This window comes from Shinella zoogloeoides (assembly GCF_033705735.1).
Taxonomy (GTDB): domain Bacteria; phylum Pseudomonadota; class Alphaproteobacteria; order Rhizobiales; family Rhizobiaceae; genus Shinella; species Shinella zoogloeoides_A.
Genome location: NZ_CP131130.1, coordinates 1,782,015 through 1,804,428, shown reverse-complemented (window position 1 = coordinate 1,804,428; position 22,414 = coordinate 1,782,015). Strand labels below are relative to the sequence as shown.

The following is a 22,414-nucleotide window of genomic DNA, read 5'->3' as shown; positions in this document are numbered from 1 at the left end:
GACATGTCCAACAAGGCACGCACCTCGCTCGCCCGCTCGTCCTTCGTTCACCTCGCCCTGATCGCCTATGCGGTGGTCTCGGTCTTCCCGGTGTTCCTGACGCTCATCAATTCGATGAAGGATCGCAACGCGATCTTCCGCAATCCGATGCAGCTGCCGACCACCAAGACCTTCGACCTCGTCGGCTATTACACGGTGCTGGGGCAGGGGGATTTCGCCACCTACTTCCAGAACAGCTTCATCGTCACGGTGATCGCCATCGCCCTGGTGCTGCTGTTCGGCGCCATGGCCGCCTTCGCTCTTTCGGAATACCGCTTCCGCGGCAACACGATGATGGGCCTCTATCTCGCCATCGGCATCATGATCCCGATCCGCCTCGGCACGGTCGCGATCCTGCAGGGCATGGTGGCGACGGGTCTCGTCAACACGCTGACGGCGCTGATCCTGGTCTATACGGCGCAGGGCATCCCGCTCGCCGTGTTCATCCTGTCGGAATTCATGCGGACCGTCTCCGACGACCTCAAGAATGCCGGCCGCATCGACGGGCTTTCGGAATATGCGATCTTCTTCCGCCTCGTGCTGCCGCTGGTGCGGCCGGCCATGGCCACGGTCGCCGTCTTCACGATGATCCCGATCTGGAACGACCTGTGGTTCCCGCTGATCCTGGCGCCGAGCGAGGCGACCAAGACGGTCACGCTGGGCTCGCAGATCTTCATCGGCCAGTTCGTCACCAACTGGAACGCGGTGCTCGCGGCGCTGTCGCTGGCGATCTTCCCCGTCCTCGTCCTCTACCTCGTCTTCTCGCGGCAACTGATCCGCGGCATCACTTCGGGAGCTGTAAAGTGAACTCTGCCATGACCCCCATCCGTGTCCTTTCCGCCGGTCTCGGCAACATGGGCAGGAGCCATGCGCTCGCCTATCACGAAAATCCGGGCTTTACGATCGTCGGTCTCGTCAACCGTTCGAAGGTCGCCGTTCCGGAAGGCCTCGAAGGCTATGAGATCCTGCCGTCCTTCCCGGAGGCGCTGAAGGAGTTGAAGCCGGAGCTCTGCTCGATCAACACCTATTCGGACAGCCATGCCGAATTCGCCATCGCGGCGATGGAAGCGGGCGCCCATGTCTTCGTGGAAAAGCCGCTGGCCACCACGGTCGCCGATGCCGAGCGCGTCGTCGCCTGTGCCCGCGCCAACGGCCGCAAGCTGATCGTCGGCTACATCCTGCGCCATCATCCCTCGTGGATGCGGCTCATCGACGAGGCGCGCAAGCTTGGCGGGCCTTACGTCTTCCGCATGAACCTGAACCAGCAGTCGAGCGGGCCGACCTGGGCGACCCACAAGGCGCTGATGCAGACCACGCCGCCCATCGTCGACTGCGGCGTGCACTATGTCGACGTGATGTGCCAGATCACCGACGCCAAGCCCGTCGAAGTGCGCGGCATGGGCCTGCGCCTGTCGAACGAGATTGCGCCGGACATGTACAATTACGGCCATCTCCAGGTGCTGTTCGACGACGGTTCGCTCGGCTGGTACGAGGCGGGCTGGGGCCCGATGATCTCGGAAACGGCCTTCTTCGTGAAGGACGTCATGTCGCCGAACGGCTCGGTCTCCATCGTCATGGACCCGAACGCCAAGTCCGACGACATCGACACGCACACCAAGACGGCGGTCATCCGCCTTCACAACGCGGCGACCGGGCCGGACGGGAAGTTCCTGTCGCCGGACGAGGACCTGAAGATGGCGGGCGAGCCCGGCCATCAGGAACTGTGCGACCGCGAACAGGCCTTCGTGCTGAAGGCGATCCGTGAGGACATCGATCTTTCACGGCACATGGACGATGCGGTGCAGTCGCTCAGGATCTGCCTCGCCGCCGACGAAAGTGTCAGAACCGGTCAGACGGTCAAGCTCTAAAGGGGATATCGGGTGGGCTCTCTTCAACTCAAATCCGTACGCAAGTCCTTCGGCAATGTCGATGTGATCAAGGGCATCGACCTTGACGTGAAGGACGGCGAATTCGTCATCTTCGTCGGCCCCTCGGGCTGCGGCAAGTCCACGCTGCTGCGCATCATCGCCGGCCTCGAGGACGCGACGTCCGGCTCGATCACCATCGACGGGACGGAAGTGGCGACGGTGCCGCCGGCCAAGCGCGGCATCGCCATGGTGTTCCAGTCCTACGCGCTCTATCCGCACCTGTCGGTCAAGGACAATATGGGTCTTGGCCTCAAGCAGGCCGGCACGCCGAAGCCCGAAATCGACAAGCGCGTCGACAAGGCCTCGGCCATGCTGTCGCTGGAGAAATATCTCGCCCGGCGCCCGGCGGAGCTTTCCGGCGGCCAGCGCCAGCGCGTCGCCATCGGCCGCGCCATCGTGCGCGAACCGAAGCTCTTCCTCTTCGACGAGCCGCTGTCGAATCTCGACGCGGCGCTGCGCGTCAACACGCGTCTGGAGATCGCAAGGCTGCACCGCGAGCTGAAGGCGACGATGATCTACGTCACGCATGACCAGGTTGAGGCGATGACGCTGGCGGACAAGATCGTCGTTCTGGATGCGGGCGTGATCCAGCAGGTCGGTTCGCCGATGGAACTCTACAACCGTCCGGCCAACCTCTTCGTCGCCGGCTTCATCGGTTCGCCGGGCATGAACTTCATCGATGCGGCGCGCCTCGGTGTCGCGGGCGCGAAAACTGTCGGGGTGCGCCCGGAGCACATCACGCTGTCGCGCGAGAGCGGCGAATGGCAGGGCAAGGTCGTGCATGTCGAGCACCTCGGCGCCGATACGATCGTCTATCTCGAATCGGAAAAGGTGGGTGCGCTTACGGCACGGCTGTTCGGCGAGCATCACTATGCGGTCGACGACGTCGTCTTCGCGACGCCCGCGGCGGGTCAGACGCATCGTTTCGACGCGGATGGCCGAGCGATACGTTGAGGACCCTCATCACAATTTTGTGATGAGGGTGGATTGCTGCCTTTCTCGCGGCTATCCTCAGTTGTCAAAAGACAGAAACTAACATACAGCCTTGTTTGTATGTTGCGATGCGGTGATCCTGCGGTCACCGCATCTTCACGTTTTCAGCTCCTTGCCGGCCTTTTGCCGACATCGCCTATGGAAGAACCCATGCGTTTTACGAGACCGATTTCGATTGCGACCTTTGGCGCCCTCATGATTCTCGCCGGCTGTAAGGACGAACAGGCGCCGCAGGGAGCGGGGGGCTTCCCGCCGCCGCAGGTGGCCACCATCACCGTCAAGGCGGAAGACGTGCCGATCACCAACGACCTGCCGGGCCGCATCGCGGCGACGCGCACGGCCGAAGTTCGTCCGCGCGCGACGGGCATCGTCATCGAACGCGTCTTCGAGCAGGGCTCGCTGGTCAAGGAAGGCGACGTGCTCTACCGCATCGATCCGGCGCCGTTCCAGGTGCAGGTCGAAAGCGCCGAGGCGACGTTGCGCCGCGCCAAGGCCGTACAGGCCCAGGCGAAGAACGACACCGTTCGCCAGGAGCAGCTCCGGAAGTCCAACGTCGCTTCCGCACAGGCTTATGACGACGCCGTCGCCAAGCTGGCGCAGGCCGATGCCGATGTCGCGATCGCGGAAGCCGGTCTCGCGACGGCCAAGCTCAATCTCGAATATACCGAGGTGAAGGCGCCGATCAGCGGCCGAATCGGCCGCGCGCTCATCACCGAAGGCGCGCTGGTCTCGGCCAACGGCACGGAGAACCTGGCGACCATCCAGCAGCTCGATCCGGTCTATGCCGACTTCACCCAGTCGGCGACCGACCTCATCCGCCTGCGCAAGGCGCTGCAGGACGGCGACCTGATGGCCGACAACAATTCGGCCGACGTCACGCTGATGCTCGACGACGGTTCGACCTATGCGCAGCCGGGCAAGCTGCTGTTCTCCGAAGCGGCCGTCGACGAATCGACCGGCCAGGTGACGCTGCGCGGCGAATTCCCGAATCCCGATGGCGACCTCCTGCCGGGCATGTATGTGCGCGTGCAGATCGAACAGGGCATCGAGAGGGGCGCCGTTCTCGTGCCGCAGCAGGCCGTGCAGCGCGACGCCTCGGGCAGTGCGCTCGTCTATGTCGTTTCCGCCGACAACAAGGCCGGTCCGCGTCCGGTTCACGTCGGCCGTGCCGCCGGCACGCGCTGGGTCATCACCGAAGGCCTGAAGGACGGCGAGAAGATCATCGTCGAGGGCTTCCAGAAGGTCCAGCCGGGCGCTGAAGTCGTGCCGTCCGAATGGGACCCGAATGCTGTCGCCAACGCTGCCAAGACGCCCGCCGAAGGCGGCGCTGCGGAAGCCGGCAAGGATGCCAAGACCGAGGGCGCTGCCCCGGCTGGCAAGGCTGAGGGCGGCGAAGGTGCCGCCAAGACCGGCGATGCCGGCAAGGCCGAAGGCGGCGATGCCGCCAAGACCGAGCAGGCAAAGTAAGGATCCGGACTATGCCCAGTTTCTTTATCGACAGGCCGATTTTCGCCTGGGTCGTCGCGATCTTCATCATGATCGCCGGCGCCATCTCCATCCCGCTCCTGCCGATCGCGCAATATCCGAACGTCGCCCCGCCGCAGATCTCGGTCTCGACGACCTATTCCGGCGCGTCCTCGCAGGACACCTACCAGAGCGTCACCAAGCTCATCGAGGATGAGCTGAACGGCGTCGACGGCCTGCTCTACTTCGAATCGACCTCCAGTGCCGCCGGTTCGGCCGAAATCAACATCACCTTCGCGCCGGGCACCGATCCGAGCCAGGCCTCGGTCGACGTGCAGAACCGCGTCAGCCGCGTCGAGCCGCGTCTTCCCGATTCGGTCCGCCGCCAGGGCGTGCAGGTCGAAGAAGCCGGCTCCGGCTTCCTGCTGATTGTCTCGCTTACCTCCACCGACGGCTCGATGGACGCCATCAGCCTCGGCGACTACCTGAACCGCAACATCCTGTCGGAAATCCAGCGCGTGCCCGGCGTCGGTCGTGCGCAGCTCTTCGCGACCCAGCGCTCCATGCGCGTCTGGCTCGATCCGGCCAAGATGCTCGGCCTCAACCTGACGGCCGCGGACGTCACCGCCGCCGTGCAGGCGCAGAACGCGCAGATCGCGGCCGGCAGCATCGGTGCCCAGCCGAACCCGATCACCCAGCAGATCGCAGCTCCCGTCAACATCAAGGGCCAGCTCACGACGCCGGAGGAGTTCGGCGCCATCGTGCTGCGCGCCAATGCGGACGGTTCGGCCGTGCGCCTGCGCGACGTGGCGCGTGTCGAAGTGGGCGGCGAGACCTATTCGTTCTCGACGCGCCTCAACGGCCAGCCTTCCGCCGCCATCGGCGTTCAGCTTTCGCCGAGCGGCAACGCCATGGCGACGTCCGAAGCGATCAAGGCGCGCATGGATGAACTGGCGAAGTTCTTCCCGCCGGGCATAGAATATTCGATCCCCTACGACACGTCGCCCTTCGTGAAGGTGTCGATCGAGAAGGTTCTGCATACGCTGCTCGAAGCCGTCGGCCTCGTGTTCCTCGTGATGTTCCTGTTCCTGCAGAACATCCGCTACACGATCATCCCGACGCTCGTCGTTCCGGTCGCGCTGCTCGGTACCTGTGCCGTCATGCTCGCTATGGGATTCTCGATCAACGTCCTGACCATGTTCGCCATGGTGCTCGCCATCGGCATTCTCGTGGACGATGCGATCATCGTCGTGGAGAACGTCGAGCGCATCATGTCGGAAGAGGGGCTGCCTCCCAAGGAGGCGACCCGCAAGGCGATGAAGCAGATCACCGGCGCCGTCATCGGCATCACGCTGGTGCTCGCCTCGGTGTTCATTCCGATGGGCTTCTTCCCCGGTGCGGTCGGCGTCATCTACCAGCAGTTCTCGCTGACGATGGTCGTCTCGATCCTCTTCTCGGCCTTCCTCGCCTTGTCGCTGACCCCGGCGCTCGCCGGCAGCTTCCTCAAGCAGGTTCCGAAGGGACACCATCACGAGAAGCGTGGCTTCTTCGGCTGGTTCAACCGCAGCTTCGACCGCAGCTCGAGAGGCTATAGCGGCACGGTCGGCTGGCTGGTCCGCAAGGCAGGCCGCGTGATGGTGATCTATCTCGCGATCCTCGCCGGCCTCGGCTACATGTTCATGAAGCTGCCGTCCTCGTTCCTGCCGGACGAAGACCAGGGCTTCGTGATCGTCATGATGCAGCTTCCCTCGGAGGCGACCGGCCACCGTACGGACGAAGTGCTTTCGCAGACCGAGAAGATCTTCGGCAAGGAGCCGGCGGTCGACACCATCGTCGGCATCAATGGCTTCTCGTTCTTCGGCGCGGGCCAGAATGCAGGTCTTGCCTTCGTGACGCTGAAGGACTGGAGCGTGCGCGGACCGGACGATTCGGCCCAGTCGATCGCAGGGCGCGCCAGCATGGCGATGAGCCAGATCAAGGATGCGATCAGCTTCGCGCTGTCGCCGCCGCCGATCCAGGGCCTCGGCACGACGGGCGGCTTCTCCTTCCGTCTCCAGGACCGCGGCGGCCTCGGCCAGCAGGCCCTTTCGGCCGCGACGGCTCAGCTCCTCGATCTTGCCGGCAAGAGCAACGTCATCACGGGCGTGCGCGTCGACGGGATGCCGGACGCCGCGCAGGTCAACATCGTGATCGACCGCGAGAAGGCCAACACCTTCGGCGTGACCTTCGCGGACATCAACACGACGATCTCGACCAATCTGGGCTCGACCTACGTCAACGACTTCCCGAATGCGGGACGCATGCAGCGCGTGACGGTCCAGGCGGACCAGAACGAACGCATGCAGATCGCCGACCTCCTCAACCTCAACGTCCGCAATTCCAAGGGCGGGATGGTTCCGATCTCGGCATTCGCGACCGCCGAATGGGTGAAGGCGCCGACGCAGACCGTGGGCTATAACGGCTATCCGTCGATCCGCATCAGCGGCGACACCAAGCCGGGCTTCTCCTCGGGCGATGCCATCACCGAGATGGAGCGGCTTGCCGCTCAGCTGCCGCCGGGCTTCGGCTACGAGTGGACGGGGCAGTCGCTGCAGGAAATCCAGTCGGGTTCGCAGGCGCCGATCCTCGTCGGTCTCTCGATCCTCCTGGTGTTCCTGTGCCTTGCGGCGCTCTATGAGAGCTGGTCGATCCCGTTCGCGGTCATCCTCGTCGTGCCGCTCGGCGTCATCGGCGCGGTCATCGCAGTGACGCTCCGCGACATGTCGAACGACGTGTACTTCAAGGTGGGCCTCATCGCGATCATCGGCCTTTCGGCGAAGAACGCGATCCTGATCATCGAGTTCGCCAAGGAACTGATGGCGGACGGCCGGTCGCTGATCGAGGCGACCATCGAGGCCTGCCACCTGCGCTTCCGCCCGATCCTGATGACCTCGCTCGCCTTCACGCTCGGCGTTCTGCCGCTCGCCATCGCGACGGGCGCCAGCGCGGGCAGCCAGCGGGCCATCGGCACCGGCGTCATGGGCGGCATGATCACCGCCACGGTGCTCGCCATCTTCTTCGTGCCGGTCTTCTTCGTCTTCGTGATGAAGCTGTTCGGCTACGGGAAGAAGAAAGAGGAGCCGGCTCCGGCCGCAAGCCCGGCGGAGTAGGCCGCCATGCGCCGGACCAAGGCGGAGGCCAAGGAAACCCGCCAGCAGATCCTGCTGGCGGCCGAGAAGGTCTTCTACGAAAAAGGTGTCGCCCATGCCTCCATGGAGGATGTGGCGCGCGCCGCGGGGGTCACCCGCGGCGCCATCTACTGGCACTTCGCCAACCGGGCGGACCTCGTGCTGGAACTCTACGATTCGCTTCCCCTGCCGCAGGAAGACCTGATCGCCCGCGAGCTGGAGGCGGAGAATGTCGACGTGCTCGCCGTTCTGGAGCGGGTCGGCAAGGAATGGCTGGAACTCTTGGCCGCCGACGAGCATCGCCAGCGCATCCTGTCGATCCTCCTGCGTTGCGACGCCACCGGCGAATTCGCCCGTATCTCCGAGCGCCAGAACGACATCGACGACGAGCACATGCAGACGCTGGAAACGGCCTTCGCCAAGGCTGAGCGGCAGGGCCAGCTCTGCGCCTGCTGGACGCCCCGCTCCGCCGCATCCATGCTGCGCTGGGTCCTCAAGGGGCTCTGTTCGGAATGGCTGCTGTTCGGTCGCAGGTTCGATATCGCAGGCGAGGGGACGGAGGCCCTGCGCCGCCTTTTCCGCACCTATGGCTCGCACGCGCCCTCCGGCTGAGTGGCGCCCGCTGCCTGCCTGTCGCAGAAGGTTCTTGACAGCGGGGCGCATTGTCCCGCTCTTCTGCGCACAAGCGAGGCAGGGTGACGGCGAAGATGCGGGCAGGCGGGGCTGAACAGGGCTCGGGCGAAGGCGAGAAACGGGTACGCAAGGCCCCAAAGGCGACGCGCCGGCAGCAGCTCATCGAGGCGACGATCGATTCGCTTGCCAAGCGCGGCTATTCCGACACGACGCTTGCCGACGTCGCCGATGGCGCCGGCCTTTCCCGCGGCATCGTGAACTTCCATTTCGAGAGCAAGGAAAACCTGCTCGTCGCCACGCTGCAGTTCATGTCCGAGGAGTATTCGGACCATTGGAACGCGGCGCTGGAGAAGGCGGGAGAGAGCCCGGCGGCCCGGATCTGGGCACTCGTCCACGCCGATTTCGACCGCAGGATCTGCACGAGACGCAAGCTGGCGGCCTGGTGCGCCTTCTGGGGCGAGGCGAAGTCGCGGCCGACCTACCAGGCGCTCTGCGGCGCGCGCGACGTCAAGTATCAGGAGACGGTGATCTCGCTCTGCGCCGGCCTCAAGGCGGAGGGTGGCTACGCCTTCCAGCCGGAAGCGGTCGCACTCGCTCTTTGCACCCTGCTGGAAGGCCTGTGGCTGCGCCTGACGATGGGTGACGGCACCACGCGGGAGAAGGCACTGGAGGCGGCTGTCGCCTTCCTCGCCACCGCCTTTCCGAACCATATCACCCCGCAGGGACCGCGGCCGGAATAGGCATGCGCCCATACCTTTGCTAAAATCCCGGCCGTCGCGAAAACCCCGGTCGCGGCGCAACCGGGGCATGGCGGTTCCGTCGATGAGGCCGGCGCTTAGCGGCAGACCCTCACGCGCTTGATGACGACATGGCCCCACTTGTTGTAGCGCTTGACCTTCTTCCAATGGCAGTGGCGATGGTGATGGCCGTAATAGTGCGAGACATGGCGGTGATGGCCGCCCCAGCCGTGGCCATAGCCGCCGCCATAGGAACCGGCGGCCTGCGAGGGGGCGGCGAAGGAGAGCGCTGCGGCGATGGCGACCACGGCTGACAGGATGAACTTGCGCATTTCAATATCCTCTCTTCATGTCAAAGGATGAACCATTCATCCGATGGCATTCTCGCAGGCAAGACGCCGCAAGGTTGTTCCGCCGGGAACATGTTTGCCGTCACCCTTCCGGTCCCTGTCGGACGAGAAATGCATCACGCATGAAGCGCGGAAAGAGCGTGCGTTCTTCAAAAAACGGTGATAGCCACGAATAGTCGCCCGGTTGTGAACGTCTGTCCTGCTGCCTCTCCGATTGCGGGACGGGTAGATCGTTTCCCGGCTGGCGGGGGGATCACGCGACATGGGTTTCAAGGATATTTTCAGCGCCTGGCGCAACCGGAATGCCACCCGCCCGACCGGCGTTGGGGGAGAAGAGCCGCTGTCGCTGGAAGGCAGCCTCGTCCGCGATTATGACCTCTATCTCGTCGAGCTGCACGACGAGTTGCCGGACCTCGTTCCGCAGCGCGATGCGATGCGCGCCGCATGGGGACGGGGGGATTTTGAGGCCTATCGTCAGGCCTTCGAGACGGCGCGGGCGAGCGGCACCATCGCTGCGAACGGCAAGCCGCTCTATGCGCTCGTCAGGGACTGGTTCCTGGAGCCCTTTTCGGGCCTGCCGGACGATGCGGGTGCTGCGCCGCCGCAGGGCGACATGCTGGCGCCCTTCCGGGCGTTCTTCGAGCGCAGTCCCTCGGCCTTTTCCGCTGCGACCTATGCCGATGCGCTGCGCACCGCCGCCTTCATGCGGCGCGGCACGGCCTGGGGGCACGAGGTGACGACTGACCAGTGGAAGGGCTTCGAAGCGCTGCTGAAGGAGGCGGACGCCGTTCTCGACAGCCATGCCGATCCGAAGGATTTCAGCTGGCGCATGAGCGATTATCGCCGTTCGGCGAACGAGGGCAGTTTCGAGACGTTCAAGGCGCGCTTCGAGCGGGCATGGCTACTCGACCGCTACAATATTGACCTCTGCCGCGCCCATGCCCGCATGATCCTGCCGCGCTGGCTGGGCCGGAACGCGCGGGACCTCGAGGATTTCGCCCGGCGGGCGGCGGAACTGACCGGTGACCGCTTCGGCCTCGGCTTCTATGCGCTGATCCATCAGACGAACACCAATGTCGGCGACCACCAGCTTGCCGATACGCTGTGCGATCCCGCCCTCGTCAAGCAGGGGTTCGAGGACCTTCTGGCGCGCTTCCCGGCGCCGAGCGTGATGAACCTCTATGCCGACATGCTGGAATGGATGGGCGACACGGAGGCGCTGGCCGACCTCCTCGAAACGCGCTTCCGCGTGATGGTGCCGCAGATCTGGTACGGCGAGACGCGCAGCGACAAGATCTCCTACCTTTTCGCCACCTTGCTGGAGGCGGCCGAGGTGCTGGACGAACGGCGCGCGGCGCGGCGCTAGGGACGGGCTGGCGCTGCCTGCCTCTGCCTGCTAGCTCTAGCATCAGACGATTGCCGGAGCGCCGACCTTGCAGGACATCACCGATCTTTCCGCCCTTGCCCTTTCCGCCGCCATCGCCGAGCGCCGGCTCGATTGCCGCACGGTGATGGCCGCCTATCTTTCGCGCATCGAGGCGGTCAATCCGCGCATCAACGCCATCGTCAGCCTTCGCCCGGCCGAGGCGCTGCTCGCCGAGGCGGAGGAGGCGGACCGGGCGCTTGCGGCCGGGAACTATCGTGGCTGGCTGCATGGCATGCCCTTCGCGGTAAAGGACCTTTCCGAGGCAAGGGGCATCCTCTGCTCCTTCGGCTCTGCGAACTACGCGGATTTCGTGCCGGACTATGACGACATCCATGTCGAGCGCATCCGCGCGGCCGGCGCCATCATCATCGGCAAGACCAACGCGCCGGAGATGGGGCTCGGCTCGCACAGCTACAATCCGGTCTTCGGCGTCACCCGCAATCCCTATGACAGGACGAAGAGCGCCGGGGGCTCTTCCGGCGGCGCGGCGGCGGGGCTGGCGGCGCGGATCCTTCCGGTCGCCGACGGCAGCGACATGATGGGATCGCTGCGCAACCCTGCGGCCTTCAACAATGTCGTGGGCTTCCGTCCGTCCTTCGGCCGGATTCCCTCGCTCGGCAGCGAGCTCTTCCTCGGTCAGCTTGCCGTCAACGGACCGATGGGACGCAGCGTCGCCGATGTGGCCGCGCTCCTTGCGACCCAGGCCGGGCACGACCCGCGCGATCCGCTTTCGCTGCGCGACGAGGACCTGTCGCTGGACGGAAGCCGCGATCTTTCCGGCGCCCGTATCGGCTGGCTCGGCGATTTCGGCGGGTATCTTCCCTTCGAACCGGGCGTGCTGGAGCTCTGCCGTGCCTCGCTCGACGTCTTCCGCCGGCTCGGCTGCTCGGTGGAGGATGTTCCGCCGGGCTTCGACATGGCGCGGCTCTGGCAGGTCTGGCGCACGCTTCGCCATTTCCTCGTTTCCGGCGGGCAGGCCGCCGACTATGCCGATCCGAAACGCCGGGCGCGCATGAAGCCGGAGATGATCTGGGAGATCGAGCACGGCCACGACCTTACGGGAGCGGAGATCTACGCCGCCTCGCTCGGCCGCAGCGACTGGCACCGCCATGTCGCCGGGCTTTTCGAGACCTACGATTTCCTGATCCTGCCCGCCGCGCAGGTCTTCCCCTTCGATGCGGAGCTGGACTGGCCGAAGGCGATCGACGGGCGGACGATGGATACCTATCACCGCTGGATGGAGGTGGTGATCGGCCCGACGCTCGCCGGGCTTCCCGTCGCAGCCATGCCGGCCGGCTTCGGCGCGAACGGGCTGCCTGCCGGCATCCAGATCATCGGCCGCGCGCGGGGCGACCGGGACGTGCTCGCCGCAGCCGCCGCCTATGAGCGGGCGACGGACTGGCTGGCCCGATATCCCGAATTCTAGGGAGTCCGGCCCTTCGGACACGCCAGCGCCGCATTTTCGTGAAAGGCACGCTTGCCGGGTGTTGAGGACCGCCCGGCCGCATTCCTTCAAAAACATGAGGCGCCGTTTAGGAATTGCTTACCATATTTCGTCATTCTTTGCTCGTTCGGCAGACATCCGGGACGCGTGATCCCCACTGCCGCCAGCGTAAAGGCCTTCGGACTGTTTTTTCCGCGGCCGCGTCGAGTAACGAGTATCGGGTAACGAGTATCATGGCGTCTGTGTACAATTCCGCGCGTTCCGCGTCGAAATCCCGTGGGGGCCGCTCCGGGGGTATCCTTCTCGGTGCATTGATTGCTTGCGGCGTCATTGCCGGGTCCGCCTGGGCCGTCGTTTCGACGCTCGGCGCGATGCAGGATGCCGCTTCCTCCCTTTCGGACGGAAAGAAGAATATCGCCGCTTCCCTTCTCACCGCCACGCCCGGCGTCGAGAAGAACCAGCCGGCGCGCATGATCAAGGTTGCGAAATTCTCGCGCCTTTCGCCGCCCTCCGAGAGCGAGATCCGCCAGAAGCAGCTCACCGCCGAAGCGATCCAGGCCGCGCATCAGCGCAAGATTTCCGTCCAGCTCGCTTCCGCCGTCAAGCGCGAGAAGGCCAAGGCCCTGATGCTGGAAGCCGCCTTCGCCCGCGCCGAGCGTTCGGTAGAACAGGAGAAGGCCATGAGCGGCCAGCCCGCGCTGGTGACGGCGCTGCTGCCGAATGACGTTTCCGCCCGCAAGGATCTCCAGCCCTTCGGCCTCGTGATGAAGAAGCCGGAAGAGGAAAAGTCCGACGAGGATATGATCCTCGGTGAAATCCCGCTGCCCGAAGCCCGGCCGGCGCTGGAGACCGTCACCATCGAGCGCAAGCCGGCGGAGGAAAAGCCCGCCACCCGCACCGCCCGCGAGGAAAGCAAGGACAAGGACGACGACAAGGACGTCGCCGCCATCGTCAAGCCGGAGCGCTCGCTCTTCGGCGGCCTCGTCTCGGGCAAGAGCAGCACCGGCTGGCCGGGCAAGGGCACGCGGGTCGCGATCTACGACGTCTCGGCCGCGACCGTCTACATGCCCGACGGCACCAAGCTGCGCGCCCATTCCGGCATCGGCAAGATGCGCGACAATCCGAATTACGAGCATGTGAAGATGAGCGGCCCGACGCCGAAGGGCATCTATCGCCTGAGGATGCGCGAGCAGCGTTTCCACGGCGTCGAGGCGATCCGCATGCTCTCGGTCGATGGCCGCGATCCGAAGAACCGCACGGGCCTGCTGACGCATACCAATCTGCTCCGTAACCAGAAGGGCTCGCACGGCTGCGTCGCCTTCCAGAACTACGAGCCGTTCCTCAATGCCTTCAAGCGCGGCCATGTCACCATGATGGTCGTGGTGCCGGAACTGCCTTCCTCCCGCACGCAACTCGCCGCGCTCTATCGCAAGGCTGGGGCGTAAGGGAGACCCCTCCCTAAATCCCTCCCCACAAGGGGGAGGGACTTAACGTGCGGCGTCCTTGGCATTCCATTTTGAACGATGAGAAAGCCTCCCGCTGGGCGAAATGCCGGCAGGCAGAGGGTGATCGCGTCACACCCGCTCGACGAAGCCGTCGAGCACGCGTTTCTGGCCGGCGCGGTCGAAATCGATCGTCAGCTTGTTGCCCTCGACCGCCGCCACGTTGCCATTGCCGAATTTCAAGTGGAAGACCCGGTCGCCGATCGAAAATTGCGACGGCTCGCTCGTGGTCGACTTGGCGACCAGCTCGCCCTCGATGGTGCGGCCGCGCGGGCCGCTCTCGCCGTAGCCGATACGCTCGACCGCGTGGCCGGAGCGTGAGCCCCAGTTATCCCGCGTCGCATCCGTGCGGTTCGCCTGCGCGCGCCGCCAGCCGGGTGTCGAATAGGCGTTCTGGAACGGCTCCTGCTTGTCGAAGCGCGACTGGCCGTAGCCGCCGCGGCCGTAACCGCCATAGGACTGTTCCACCTCCGCCACTTCGACATGGCTTTCTGGCAACTCGTTGATGAAGCGGGATGGTATTGTGGATTGCCAGAGGCCGTGAATGCGTCGATTCTCGACGAACCAGATGTGGCAGCGGCGTTTCGCCCGCGTGATGCCGACATAGGCGAGGCGTCGCTCCTCCTCCAGCCCGGAGCGGCCGCCTTCGTCGAGCGCGCGCTGGTGCGGGAAGAGGCCTTCCTCCCAGCCGGGCAGGAAGACGGTCTCGAATTCGAGGCCCTTGGCCGAGTGCAGCGTCATGATCGAAACGGCGTCGAGGTTCTCGTTCTGCTCGGCGTCCATCACGAGCGAGACGTGCTCTAGGAAGCCGCGCATGGACTCGAAGGCTTCCATCGAGCGGATGAGTTCCTTCAGGTTTTCCAGCCGCCCCGGCGCCTCGGCCGACTTGTCGGCCTGCCACATGGCGGTATAGCCGCTCTCGTCGAGGATCTGCTCGGCAAGCTCGGTATGCGGCATCGTCTCCTGCAGCGACTGCCAGCGGCGGAAATCGGTGACGACGTCGAAGAGCGCCTTGCGCGCCTTCGGCTTCAGTTCGTCCGTCTCGATGATCTCGCCCGCCGCCGTGAGCATGGGGATGTTGCGGGCTCTCGCATAGCTGTGTAGGTCGCGGATCGTTATGTCGCCGAGGCCGCGCTTCGGCGTATTGACGATACGCTCGAAGGCGAGGTCGTCGGCCGGCTGGCTGACGAGGCGGAAATAGGCGAGCGCATCACGAATCTCGAGCCGCTCGTAGAAGCGTGGGCCGCCGATGACGCGATAGTTGAGGCCGAGTGTGACGAAGCGGTCTTCGAATTCGCGCATCTGGAAGGAGGCGCGCACGAGGATCGCCATGTCGTTCAGCTTGTGGCCCTTGCGCTGGAGCTGCTCGATCTCCTCGCCGACGGCGCGGGCCTCTTCCTCGGAATCCCAAGGGGCGTGCACGACGACCTTGTCGTCGTCGGGGTCGTGCCTGTCGGTGAAGAGCGTCTTGCCCAGCCGGTCCTCGTTATGGGCGATCAGATGGCCGGCGGCGCCGAGGATATGGGCGGTGGAGCGATAGTTGCGCTCCAGCTTGATGACTTTGGCGCCCGGGAAATCTTTCTCGAAGCGCAGGATGTTGTCGACCTCCGCGCCGCGCCAGCCATAGATCGACTGGTCGTCGTCGCCGACGCAGCAGACGTTCTGCGGCGTGCCCTTGGGGCGCTGGGCGAGGAGGCGCAGCCACATATATTGTGCGGTGTTGGTGTCCTGGTACTCGTCGACGAGGATGTAGCGGAACTTCTGGTGATATTCGGCGAGCACGTCGGGATTGGCCCGGAACATGCGGATCGGATGCAGCAGCAGGTCGCCGAAATCGCAGGCGTTCAGCGTCTTCAGGCGGTTCTGGTAGGCGACGTAGAGCTCGCGGCCCTTGCCGTTGGCGAAGGCGCGCGCATCGCCTTCCGGAATTTGCGCCGGGTCGAGGCCCTTGTTCTTCCAGGTGTCGATCATGCCGGCGAACTGCTTGGCCGGCCAGCGCTTGTCGTCGATGCCCTCGGCCTGGAGGATCTGCTTGATCAGGCGCACCACGTCGTCGGTGTCGAGGATCGAGAAGTCCGACCTGAGGCCGACGAGTTCGGCGTGGCGGCGCAGCAGCTTGACGCCGATGGAGTGGAAGGTGCCGAGCCAGGGCATGCCCTCGACCGCGCCGCCGACGAGGAGGCCGATGCGTTCCTTCATCTCGCGCGCCGCCTTGTTGGTGAAGGTCACGGCGAGGAGCTGGCTGGGGAAGGCGCGGCCGGTGGCGAGGATATGGGCGATGCGGGTGGTGAGCACCCGCGTCTTGCCGGTGCCGGCGCCGGCGAGCACCAGAACGGGGCCGTCGAGCGTCTCGACCGCCTCGCGCTGCTCGGGATTGAGGCCGGAGAGATAGTCCGGCGCCCGGTTGGCATCGCGGGCCGCCATGGCGCGTGCGGCGATGCCGAGGCCGCCGGCCGGCTTGGCCGGTGCCGCGGGCTTTCCACCGAGCTGCGGGTCCTCGTCGAAGAAGGGAATGTCGTCGTAACCGCTGATCATGCGGCTCAATGTAGTGATTCGGTCCCGAAAGGCCAGTTTTCCGTTCTGCTTTTATTCCGCGGGGAAGGACGAGGGCCGAAAGATTGTGGAAACCGCCGCCGTCCGGGCCCTTGCGAGGCCGCCGGCGGAGACGGCGTCCCCGTCGAGGGAGAGGAGGTCCGGCTCGGCGGAATTCTCCACTTTTTCTTACATTTCGGTAACAGACCGGCCCGGCTATCTTACAATTTCGTAATGATCGTACTCTTTCATTGCCGGTTCATTTCCAAAGCGGGATACTTGCTCTATGTCGCGTCGCAACAGGCGATGTTTCGCTTCCATCGGAGAGTGTGTGCATGCGGGTTTGGAAACAGCTCCTCATCGGCCTTGGCGTGATCGCGGCGGGGGTGTTGCTTTGGGGCCGCTTCGTTCCGGGAGCGAACGGCATGCTGGAGGCCGCGGGTCTGCCCGAAGGGCTCGTCGCGGCCATTGCGCCGGCCGGTGACGGCAAGGCCGAAGGCGGGAAAGAGGGTGGTGGACGCCGCGGTTTCGGCGGCGGGCCGACGCTCGTCGCCACAAGGCCCGTCGCCATGGCCGTCGTCAACGACCGGCTGAACGCCATCGGTGACGGTGAGGCGATCCGCACCGTGACGGTCACGCCCTATTCGACCGGCAACCTCACGGAAGTCCTCGTCGAATCCGGCGAGCGCGTGGAACAGGGGCAGGTGATCGCCCGGCTCGACAGCGACGAGCAGAAGATCGCCGCCGACCAGGCGCGCGTCGCCCGCGACAGCGCGGAGCAGAAGCTCAAGCGCATCCAGAACCTGCGCTCCTCCACCAGCCTTGCCGACCTGCAGGATGCCGAGACCGTGCTGAAGGCGGCGGAACTTGCCCTCAGGAATGCGGAACTGACGCTCCGCCGCCGCGACATCACCGCGCCCTATAGCGGCGTGGTCGGCATCATTTCGGTCAATCCCGGCGATTACGTCACCACCGCCTCGGCGATCGCCCGCATCGACGACCGCTCGGAAATCCTCGTCGACTACTGGGTGCCGGAGCGCTTCGCCACCAGCGTGCGCGTCGGCAGCGACCTGACGGCGACGGCCGTCGCGCGGCCGGGGGAGACCTTCACCGGCAAGATCCAGGCCGTCGACAACCGCATCGAGCAGGAAAGCCGGACGTTGCGGGTGCGGGCACGCATCAGCAATCCCGAAGACGTGCTGCGCGCCGGCATGTCCTTCCAGGTGAACATGCGCTTCGAAGGCGACTTCTATCCGAGCGTCGATCCGCTGGCGATCCAGTGGAGCGCCGACGGCTCCTATATCTGGAAGCTCAAGGGCGACACGGTCGAGCGGGTTCCGGTGCATATCGTCCAGCGCAATCCCGACAAGGTGCTGGTGAAGGCCGCGCTTGCCGAGGGCGACGCCGTCGTCACGGAAGGCGTGCAGACGCTGCGCCCGGGCGGCGCGGTGCGCACGGCCGAGGAGAAGACCCCCGCCGTGACGGAGGGCTCGTGATGTCGGGTGAGGCAGGCGGGCTCAACGATACCGGCACGGCGGGCTTTACCGCGCTCTTCATTCGGCGGCCGATCTTCGCCCTCGTCCTCAATACGCTGATCGTCGTCGCCGGCCTTGCCGCGTTCAACGGCGTGGAGATTCGCGAGCTTCCTTCCGTCGACCAGCCGGTCATCAGCGTGACGACCACTTTCGACGGCGCTTCGCCCGAGACGGTGGACCGCGAGCTGACCGACGTCATCGAAGGCGCGGTCTCCCGCGTGCAGGGCATCAAGGATATCTCCTCGGTCTCGTCCTTCGCGCGCAGCCGCGTGACGCTGCAGTTCTCGGATACGACGGACGTCAACCAGGCCGCCAACGACGTGCGCGATGCGCTCGGCCGGGTGGCCAACAAGATTCCGGACGGCGCCGAGGAGCCCCGCGTCGTGAAGGCCGATGCGGACAGCCAGCCGATCATGCGGCTTGCGCTGACCTCCGACACGCAGTCGCTCGAAGACCTGACGCTGCTCGCCGAGAACGAGATCACCGACCGTCTCGCCTCGGTCGAGGGGGTCGCGGACGTCGCCGTCTATGGCGACCAGGAGAAGATCTTCCGCGTCGACGTCGACCAGTCGAAGCTCGCGGCACGCGGCCTGACGGTGGCGGACCTGCGCAACGCGCTGGCGACCGCCGCCTTCGACGTGCCGGCCGGCTCGCTGAAGAGCCGCAGCCAGGACATTACGGTGCGCGCGACGGCCGACCTTGCCAAGCCCTCCGACTTCGAGAACCTGATCCTCAAGAACCGCGTGCGCCTCGGCGACATCGCCATGGTGACGCTGGGGCCGGACGAGGGCTCGACGGCGCTGCGTTCCAACGGCCGCCAGGGCATCGGCCTCGGCATCATCCGCCAGGCGCAGTCCAACACCCTCGACATTTCCGAGGGCGTGAAGCAGATGGTCTCGCGCCTCGGTACCATCCTGCCCGAGGGCACCCAACTCAAGATCACCAGCGACGATGCCGTCTTCATCGACGGCGCCATCCACGAAGTGGAGATCGCACTCGTCGTCGCCGTGCTGATCGTGACGCTCGTCATCTATCTCTTCCTGCTCGACTGGCGCGCGACGCTCATTCCGACGATCAGCATGCCCATCGCGCTGATCGGCACAATCGCGGCCATCTACATGGCCGGCTTCTCCGTCAACATCCTGACGCTGCTGGCCATCGTGCTGGCGACGGGCCTCGTGGTGGACGACGCCATCGTGGTGCTGGAAAACATCGTGCGCCGGCGCGCCGAGGGGCTGAAGCCGCGCGCGGCGGCGATCCACGGCACGCTCGAAGTGTTCTTCGCCGTCATCGCGACGACCGCGACGCTCGCCGCCGTCTTCGTGCCGCTCTCGTTCCTGCCGGGGCAAGCGGGGCGTCTCTTCCGCGAATTCGGCTTCGTGCTGGCCTTCGCCGTGCTGCTCTCCTCCTTCGTGGCGCTGACGCTCTGCCCGATGCTCGCCTCGCGCATGCTGACCAGGGAGGTCAAGCACGAGCATACCGGCATTCTCGCCCGCATCGGCGGGGCGGCCTCGCGCTTCTATCGCTCGACGCTGAGTGCCTGCCTCGGCGCGCCCTTCGTCGTCTTCCTCGTGGCGCTACTCTTCACGGCGGCGGGGGCAACCTCGTTCTTCACGATCAAGTCGGAACTGACGCCGAGCGAGGACCGGTCGATGGTCATGCTGCGCGTGAACGCGCCGCAGGGCGTGTCGCTCGATTATGCGCAGGACCAGATGAAGGTGGTCGAGAACAAGCTGCGTCCGCTCTACGACGACGGCGAGATCGTCAACATCTTCTCCATTTCGGGGCAGGGCGGCTCGACGAACAGCGGCTTCATGGTGCTGACGCTGGCGCCGTGGAGCGAGCGCGACCGCACGCAGCAGCAGATCGTGCAGGACATCAACGCCGCCGTGGCGACGGTGCCGTCCGTGCGCGCCTTCACCATGCAGCCGAACAGCCTCGGCATCCGCGGCGCCGGCAACGGCCTGCAGGTGGCCCTCGTCGGCAACGACTATACCAAGCTCGGCAGTGCGGCGGCCGAACTCGTGCGCAAGATCGAGGATAGTGGCCGCTTCCAGAACGTGCGTCTCAACTACGAGGCCAACCAGGCGCAGCTTTCGGTGACGATCGACCGCGAGCGCGCCGCCGATCTCGGCATCGACATCACCGGCCTTGCCGCCGCGCTGCAGGCGATGCTGGAGGGCACCAGCGTCGTCGACGTCTATGTCGAGGGGCAGGCCTATCCGGTCAAGCTCTCCTCCACCACGACGCCGATCAACGACCCGATGGACCTGGAGAACATCTTCCTCAAGACCGGCGACGGCAAGATCGTGCCGATGTCCTCCATCGCCTCGCTGGAGGAAAAGGCCGTCGCGCCGCAGCTCTCGCGCGAGCAGCAGCTTCGCGCCGTCTCGCTTTCCGCCGGCCTTAAGGACGGGCTGGCGCTCGGCGATGCGCTGAAGATGGTGCAGGACATGGCCGAACCGCTGCTGCCGGAGGGCTCGCGCCTGATGCCGATGGCGGAAGCCGCGACGCTGCAGGAGAATTCGAGTGGCCTCGTCATCACCTTCGGCTTCGCCATCGCCATCATCTTCCTCGTGCTGTCGGCGCAGTTCGAAAGTTTCGTCAGCTCCATCATCATCATGGTGACGGTGCCGCTCGGGCTTGCCTGCGCCGTCTTCGCGATGATCCTGACGGGGACGACGCTCAACATCTACAGCCAGATCGGCCTCGTGCTGCTCGTCGGCATCATGGCGAAGAACGGTATCCTTATCGTGGAATTCGCCAACCAGCTCCGCGACCGCGGGCAGGATATCCGCAGCGCCATCGAGAACGCCTCGAACATCCGCCTGCGTCCCGTGCTGATGACGATGATCGCCACCGTCGTCGGCGCGGTGCCGCTGGTGCTGGCAAGCGGGGCGGGCGCAGAAGCGCGCATCTCGCTCGGCTGGGTGCTCGTCGGCGGCCTCGGCCTTGCGACGGTGGTGACGCTGTACCTGACGCCGGTCGCCTATCTGGTGATCGCCCGCTTCACCAGCCCCCATGCCGACGAGGAAAAGCGTCTTGCCGCCGAGCTGGAGCATGCGCGCATGCTCGCAAAGGGCGATGAGGCCGAGGTCCTGCCGCTGGCGGCCGAGTGATCGCCGCCGGCAAAGGTGGCGACAAGCCGATATTGCGGCTGGACAGCCGGGCGGCAATTTGCTGAGTAAATCCCCACGAATGTGAGGACGTTACGATGGCATTGGCGGATATCAGGACCGGGGCGCGCAACGAGGCTGGCATTGCCGAGGCGCTGGCGCGCCTTGCGGAGCGCTTCGGGCCGCGATTGCAGACGGGCGAGGCGATGCGCGCCCAGCACGCGCATACCACCACCTATATTCCCGCCCAACTTCCCGACGGGGTCGTCTTCGTGGAGAATGCCGAGGAGGTGAAGGCGGTCGTCGGCCTTTGCGCCGAACTCAAGGTGCCGGTCGTTCCCTTCGGCACGGGCTCCTCGCTGGAGGGGCAGGTGAATGCGCCCGAGGGCGGCATCTCCATCGATTTCAGTAACATGAAGCGTGTGCTTGAGGTCAATGCCGAGGACCTCGACTGCACGGTCGAGCCCGGCATCACCCGCGAGGAGCTGAACCTCTATTTGCGCGACACCGGCCTTTTCTTCCCCATCGATCCCGGCGCCAATGCCTCGATCGGTGGCATGACCTCGACGCGCGCCTCCGGCACCAATGCGGTGCGCTACGGCACGATGAAGGACAATGTGCTTGCCGTGACCGCCGTGACGGCGACGGGCGAGGAGATCCGCACCGCCCGCCGTGCCAGGAAGTCCTCGGCCGGCTACGATCTCACCCGCCTCTTCGTCGGCGCGGAGGGAACGCTCGGCGTCCTGACCTCGGTCACGCTGCGCCTCCAGGGCATTCCCGCGGTGATCGCCGGCGGCATCTGCGGCTTTCCGACATTGAAGGACGCCTGCAATGCGGTGATCATGACGATCCAGCTCGGCATTCCCGTCGCGCGCATCGAGCTGCTCAACACGCTGCAGATCAAGGCGTGCAACGCCTATTCGGGCCTCGCCCTGCCGGAGCAGCCGACGCTCTTCCTCGAATTCCACGGCAATGAGGAAAATGTCCGGCTGCAATCGGAGGAGTTCGGCGCCATTGCGGCCGAATGCGGCGGCGGCGCGTTCCAGTGGACGGCGGACGCGGAGGAGCGCGCCAGGCTCTGGAAGGCGCGGCACAATGTCTACTGGGCGTCCAAGGCGCTGCATCCCGGCTATGCCGCCATCGCGACGGATGTCTGCGTGCCGATCTCCCGGCTGGCCGATTGCGTGGCCGAGACGGAACGGGACATCGAGGAACACGGCCTGCTGGCGCCCATCGTCGGCCATGCCGGCGACGGCAATTTCCATGTCAGCCTGATCTTCGACGACAAGGACGCGGCGCAGATCGCCGGGGTCGAGGCCTTCGTCACCCGGCTCAATGCGCGCGCGCTCGCCATGGACGGCACCTGCACGGGCGAACACGGCATTGGGCAGGGCAAGCAGGCCTTCCTGCCGGGCGAGCTCGGCGGCGCGGTGCATCTGATGCGGCAGATCAAGCAGGCGCTCGACCCCGACAACATTCTCAACCCCGGCAAGATTTTTTCGACCCTGCCGGAGAATTAGACGTTATCGTGAAGCGATTGAACGGAAT

At 65.5% G+C, this 22,414-nt stretch carries 15 protein-coding genes; 13 read left to right on the top strand and 2 right to left on the bottom strand.

What is annotated here, in order from left to right:
• Positions 1-3: 3 nt before the first annotated feature.
• The 7 genes from ShzoTeo12_RS09165 (at position 4) to ShzoTeo12_RS09135 (ending at position 8,964) form a co-directional block, all read left to right on the top strand.
• Positions 4-846 (top strand): carbohydrate ABC transporter permease, encoded by an 843-nt coding sequence (locus tag ShzoTeo12_RS09165; RefSeq protein ID WP_318909328.1) that lies wholly within the window; start codon positions 4-6, stop codon positions 844-846.
• Positions 843-1,907, top strand: coding sequence for a Gfo/Idh/MocA family protein (locus ShzoTeo12_RS09160; RefSeq protein ID WP_119256022.1), 1,065 nt, complete (start codon positions 843-845; stop codon positions 1,905-1,907). The genes ShzoTeo12_RS09165 and ShzoTeo12_RS09160 overlap by 4 nt, the downstream gene beginning before the upstream one ends.
• Positions 1,908-1,919: 12 nt before the next feature.
• The gene (locus ShzoTeo12_RS09155) at positions 1,920-2,921 is read left to right on the top strand and encodes an ABC transporter ATP-binding protein (protein ID WP_119256023.1); all 1,002 of its coding nucleotides are present in this window, start codon (positions 1,920-1,922) and stop codon (positions 2,919-2,921) included.
• Between the two features lie 177 nt (positions 2,922-3,098).
• Positions 3,099-4,427: an efflux RND transporter periplasmic adaptor subunit gene (locus tag ShzoTeo12_RS09150; protein ID WP_318909325.1), complete on the top strand. Its 1,329-nt coding sequence runs from the start codon at positions 3,099-3,101 to the stop codon at positions 4,425-4,427.
• Between the two features lie 11 nt (positions 4,428-4,438).
• Positions 4,439-7,573 (top strand): efflux RND transporter permease subunit, encoded by a 3,135-nt coding sequence (locus ShzoTeo12_RS09145; RefSeq protein WP_119256025.1) that lies wholly within the window; start codon positions 4,439-4,441, stop codon positions 7,571-7,573.
• A gap of 6 nt (positions 7,574-7,579) precedes the next feature.
• On the top strand, positions 7,580-8,203 hold the full coding sequence (locus ShzoTeo12_RS09140) for a TetR family transcriptional regulator (protein ID WP_119256026.1): 624 nt from the start codon (positions 7,580-7,582) through the stop codon (positions 8,201-8,203).
• Between the two features lie 95 nt (positions 8,204-8,298).
• Entirely contained in the window at positions 8,299-8,964 is a 666-nt protein-coding gene (locus ShzoTeo12_RS09135; protein ID WP_318912426.1) for a TetR family transcriptional regulator C-terminal domain-containing protein, read from the top strand.
• Positions 8,965-9,059: 95 nt separating this feature from the next.
• Here the strand turns inward: ShzoTeo12_RS09135 and ShzoTeo12_RS09130 are convergent, their stop codons facing one another.
• Complete coding sequence (locus tag ShzoTeo12_RS09130; RefSeq protein WP_318909322.1) at positions 9,060-9,293, bottom strand: hypothetical protein; 234 nt, start codon at positions 9,291-9,293, stop codon at positions 9,060-9,062.
• A 280-nt stretch (positions 9,294-9,573) separates the two neighbouring features.
• On the opposite strand from ShzoTeo12_RS09130, the gene ShzoTeo12_RS09125 reads away from it, so the two are divergent.
• From ShzoTeo12_RS09125 to ShzoTeo12_RS09115, 3 genes are all read left to right on the top strand, one after another.
• A complete protein-coding gene (locus tag ShzoTeo12_RS09125; protein ID WP_318909321.1) occupies positions 9,574-10,677 on the top strand; it encodes a hypothetical protein in 1,104 nt (367 codons plus the stop codon).
• 67 nt (positions 10,678-10,744) lie between these two features.
• Positions 10,745-12,163 carry an amidase gene (locus tag ShzoTeo12_RS09120; protein WP_318909319.1) on the top strand — a complete coding sequence of 473 codons (1,419 nt, stop codon included), beginning with the start codon at positions 10,745-10,747 and terminating at the stop codon, positions 12,161-12,163.
• A gap of 251 nt (positions 12,164-12,414) precedes the next feature.
• Positions 12,415-13,626 (top strand): DUF2778 domain-containing protein, encoded by a 1,212-nt coding sequence (locus tag ShzoTeo12_RS09115; RefSeq protein ID WP_318909318.1) that lies wholly within the window; start codon positions 12,415-12,417, stop codon positions 13,624-13,626.
• Between the two features lie 129 nt (positions 13,627-13,755).
• Here ShzoTeo12_RS09115 and ShzoTeo12_RS09110 read toward each other — a convergent pair whose 3' ends face one another.
• Positions 13,756-16,218, bottom strand: a complete 2,463-nt coding sequence (locus tag ShzoTeo12_RS09110; protein ID WP_318912425.1) for an ATP-dependent helicase — start codon at positions 16,216-16,218, stop codon at positions 13,756-13,758.
• 332 nt (positions 16,219-16,550) lie between these two features.
• On the opposite strand from ShzoTeo12_RS09110, the gene ShzoTeo12_RS09105 reads away from it, so the two are divergent.
• The 3 genes from ShzoTeo12_RS09105 (at position 16,551) to ShzoTeo12_RS09095 (ending at position 22,386) form a co-directional block, all read left to right on the top strand.
• Complete coding sequence (locus ShzoTeo12_RS09105) at positions 16,551-17,711, top strand: efflux RND transporter periplasmic adaptor subunit (RefSeq protein WP_318909316.1); 1,161 nt, start codon at positions 16,551-16,553, stop codon at positions 17,709-17,711.
• On the top strand, positions 17,711-20,869 hold the full coding sequence (locus tag ShzoTeo12_RS09100) for an efflux RND transporter permease subunit (RefSeq protein ID WP_318909315.1): 3,159 nt from the start codon (positions 17,711-17,713) through the stop codon (positions 20,867-20,869). Before ShzoTeo12_RS09105 ends, ShzoTeo12_RS09100 begins: the two co-directional genes overlap by 1 nt.
• A 95-nt stretch (positions 20,870-20,964) precedes the next feature.
• Positions 20,965-22,386, top strand: coding sequence for an FAD-binding oxidoreductase (locus tag ShzoTeo12_RS09095; RefSeq protein ID WP_318909314.1), 1,422 nt, complete (start codon positions 20,965-20,967; stop codon positions 22,384-22,386).
• Positions 22,387-22,414 lie beyond the last annotated feature (28 nt).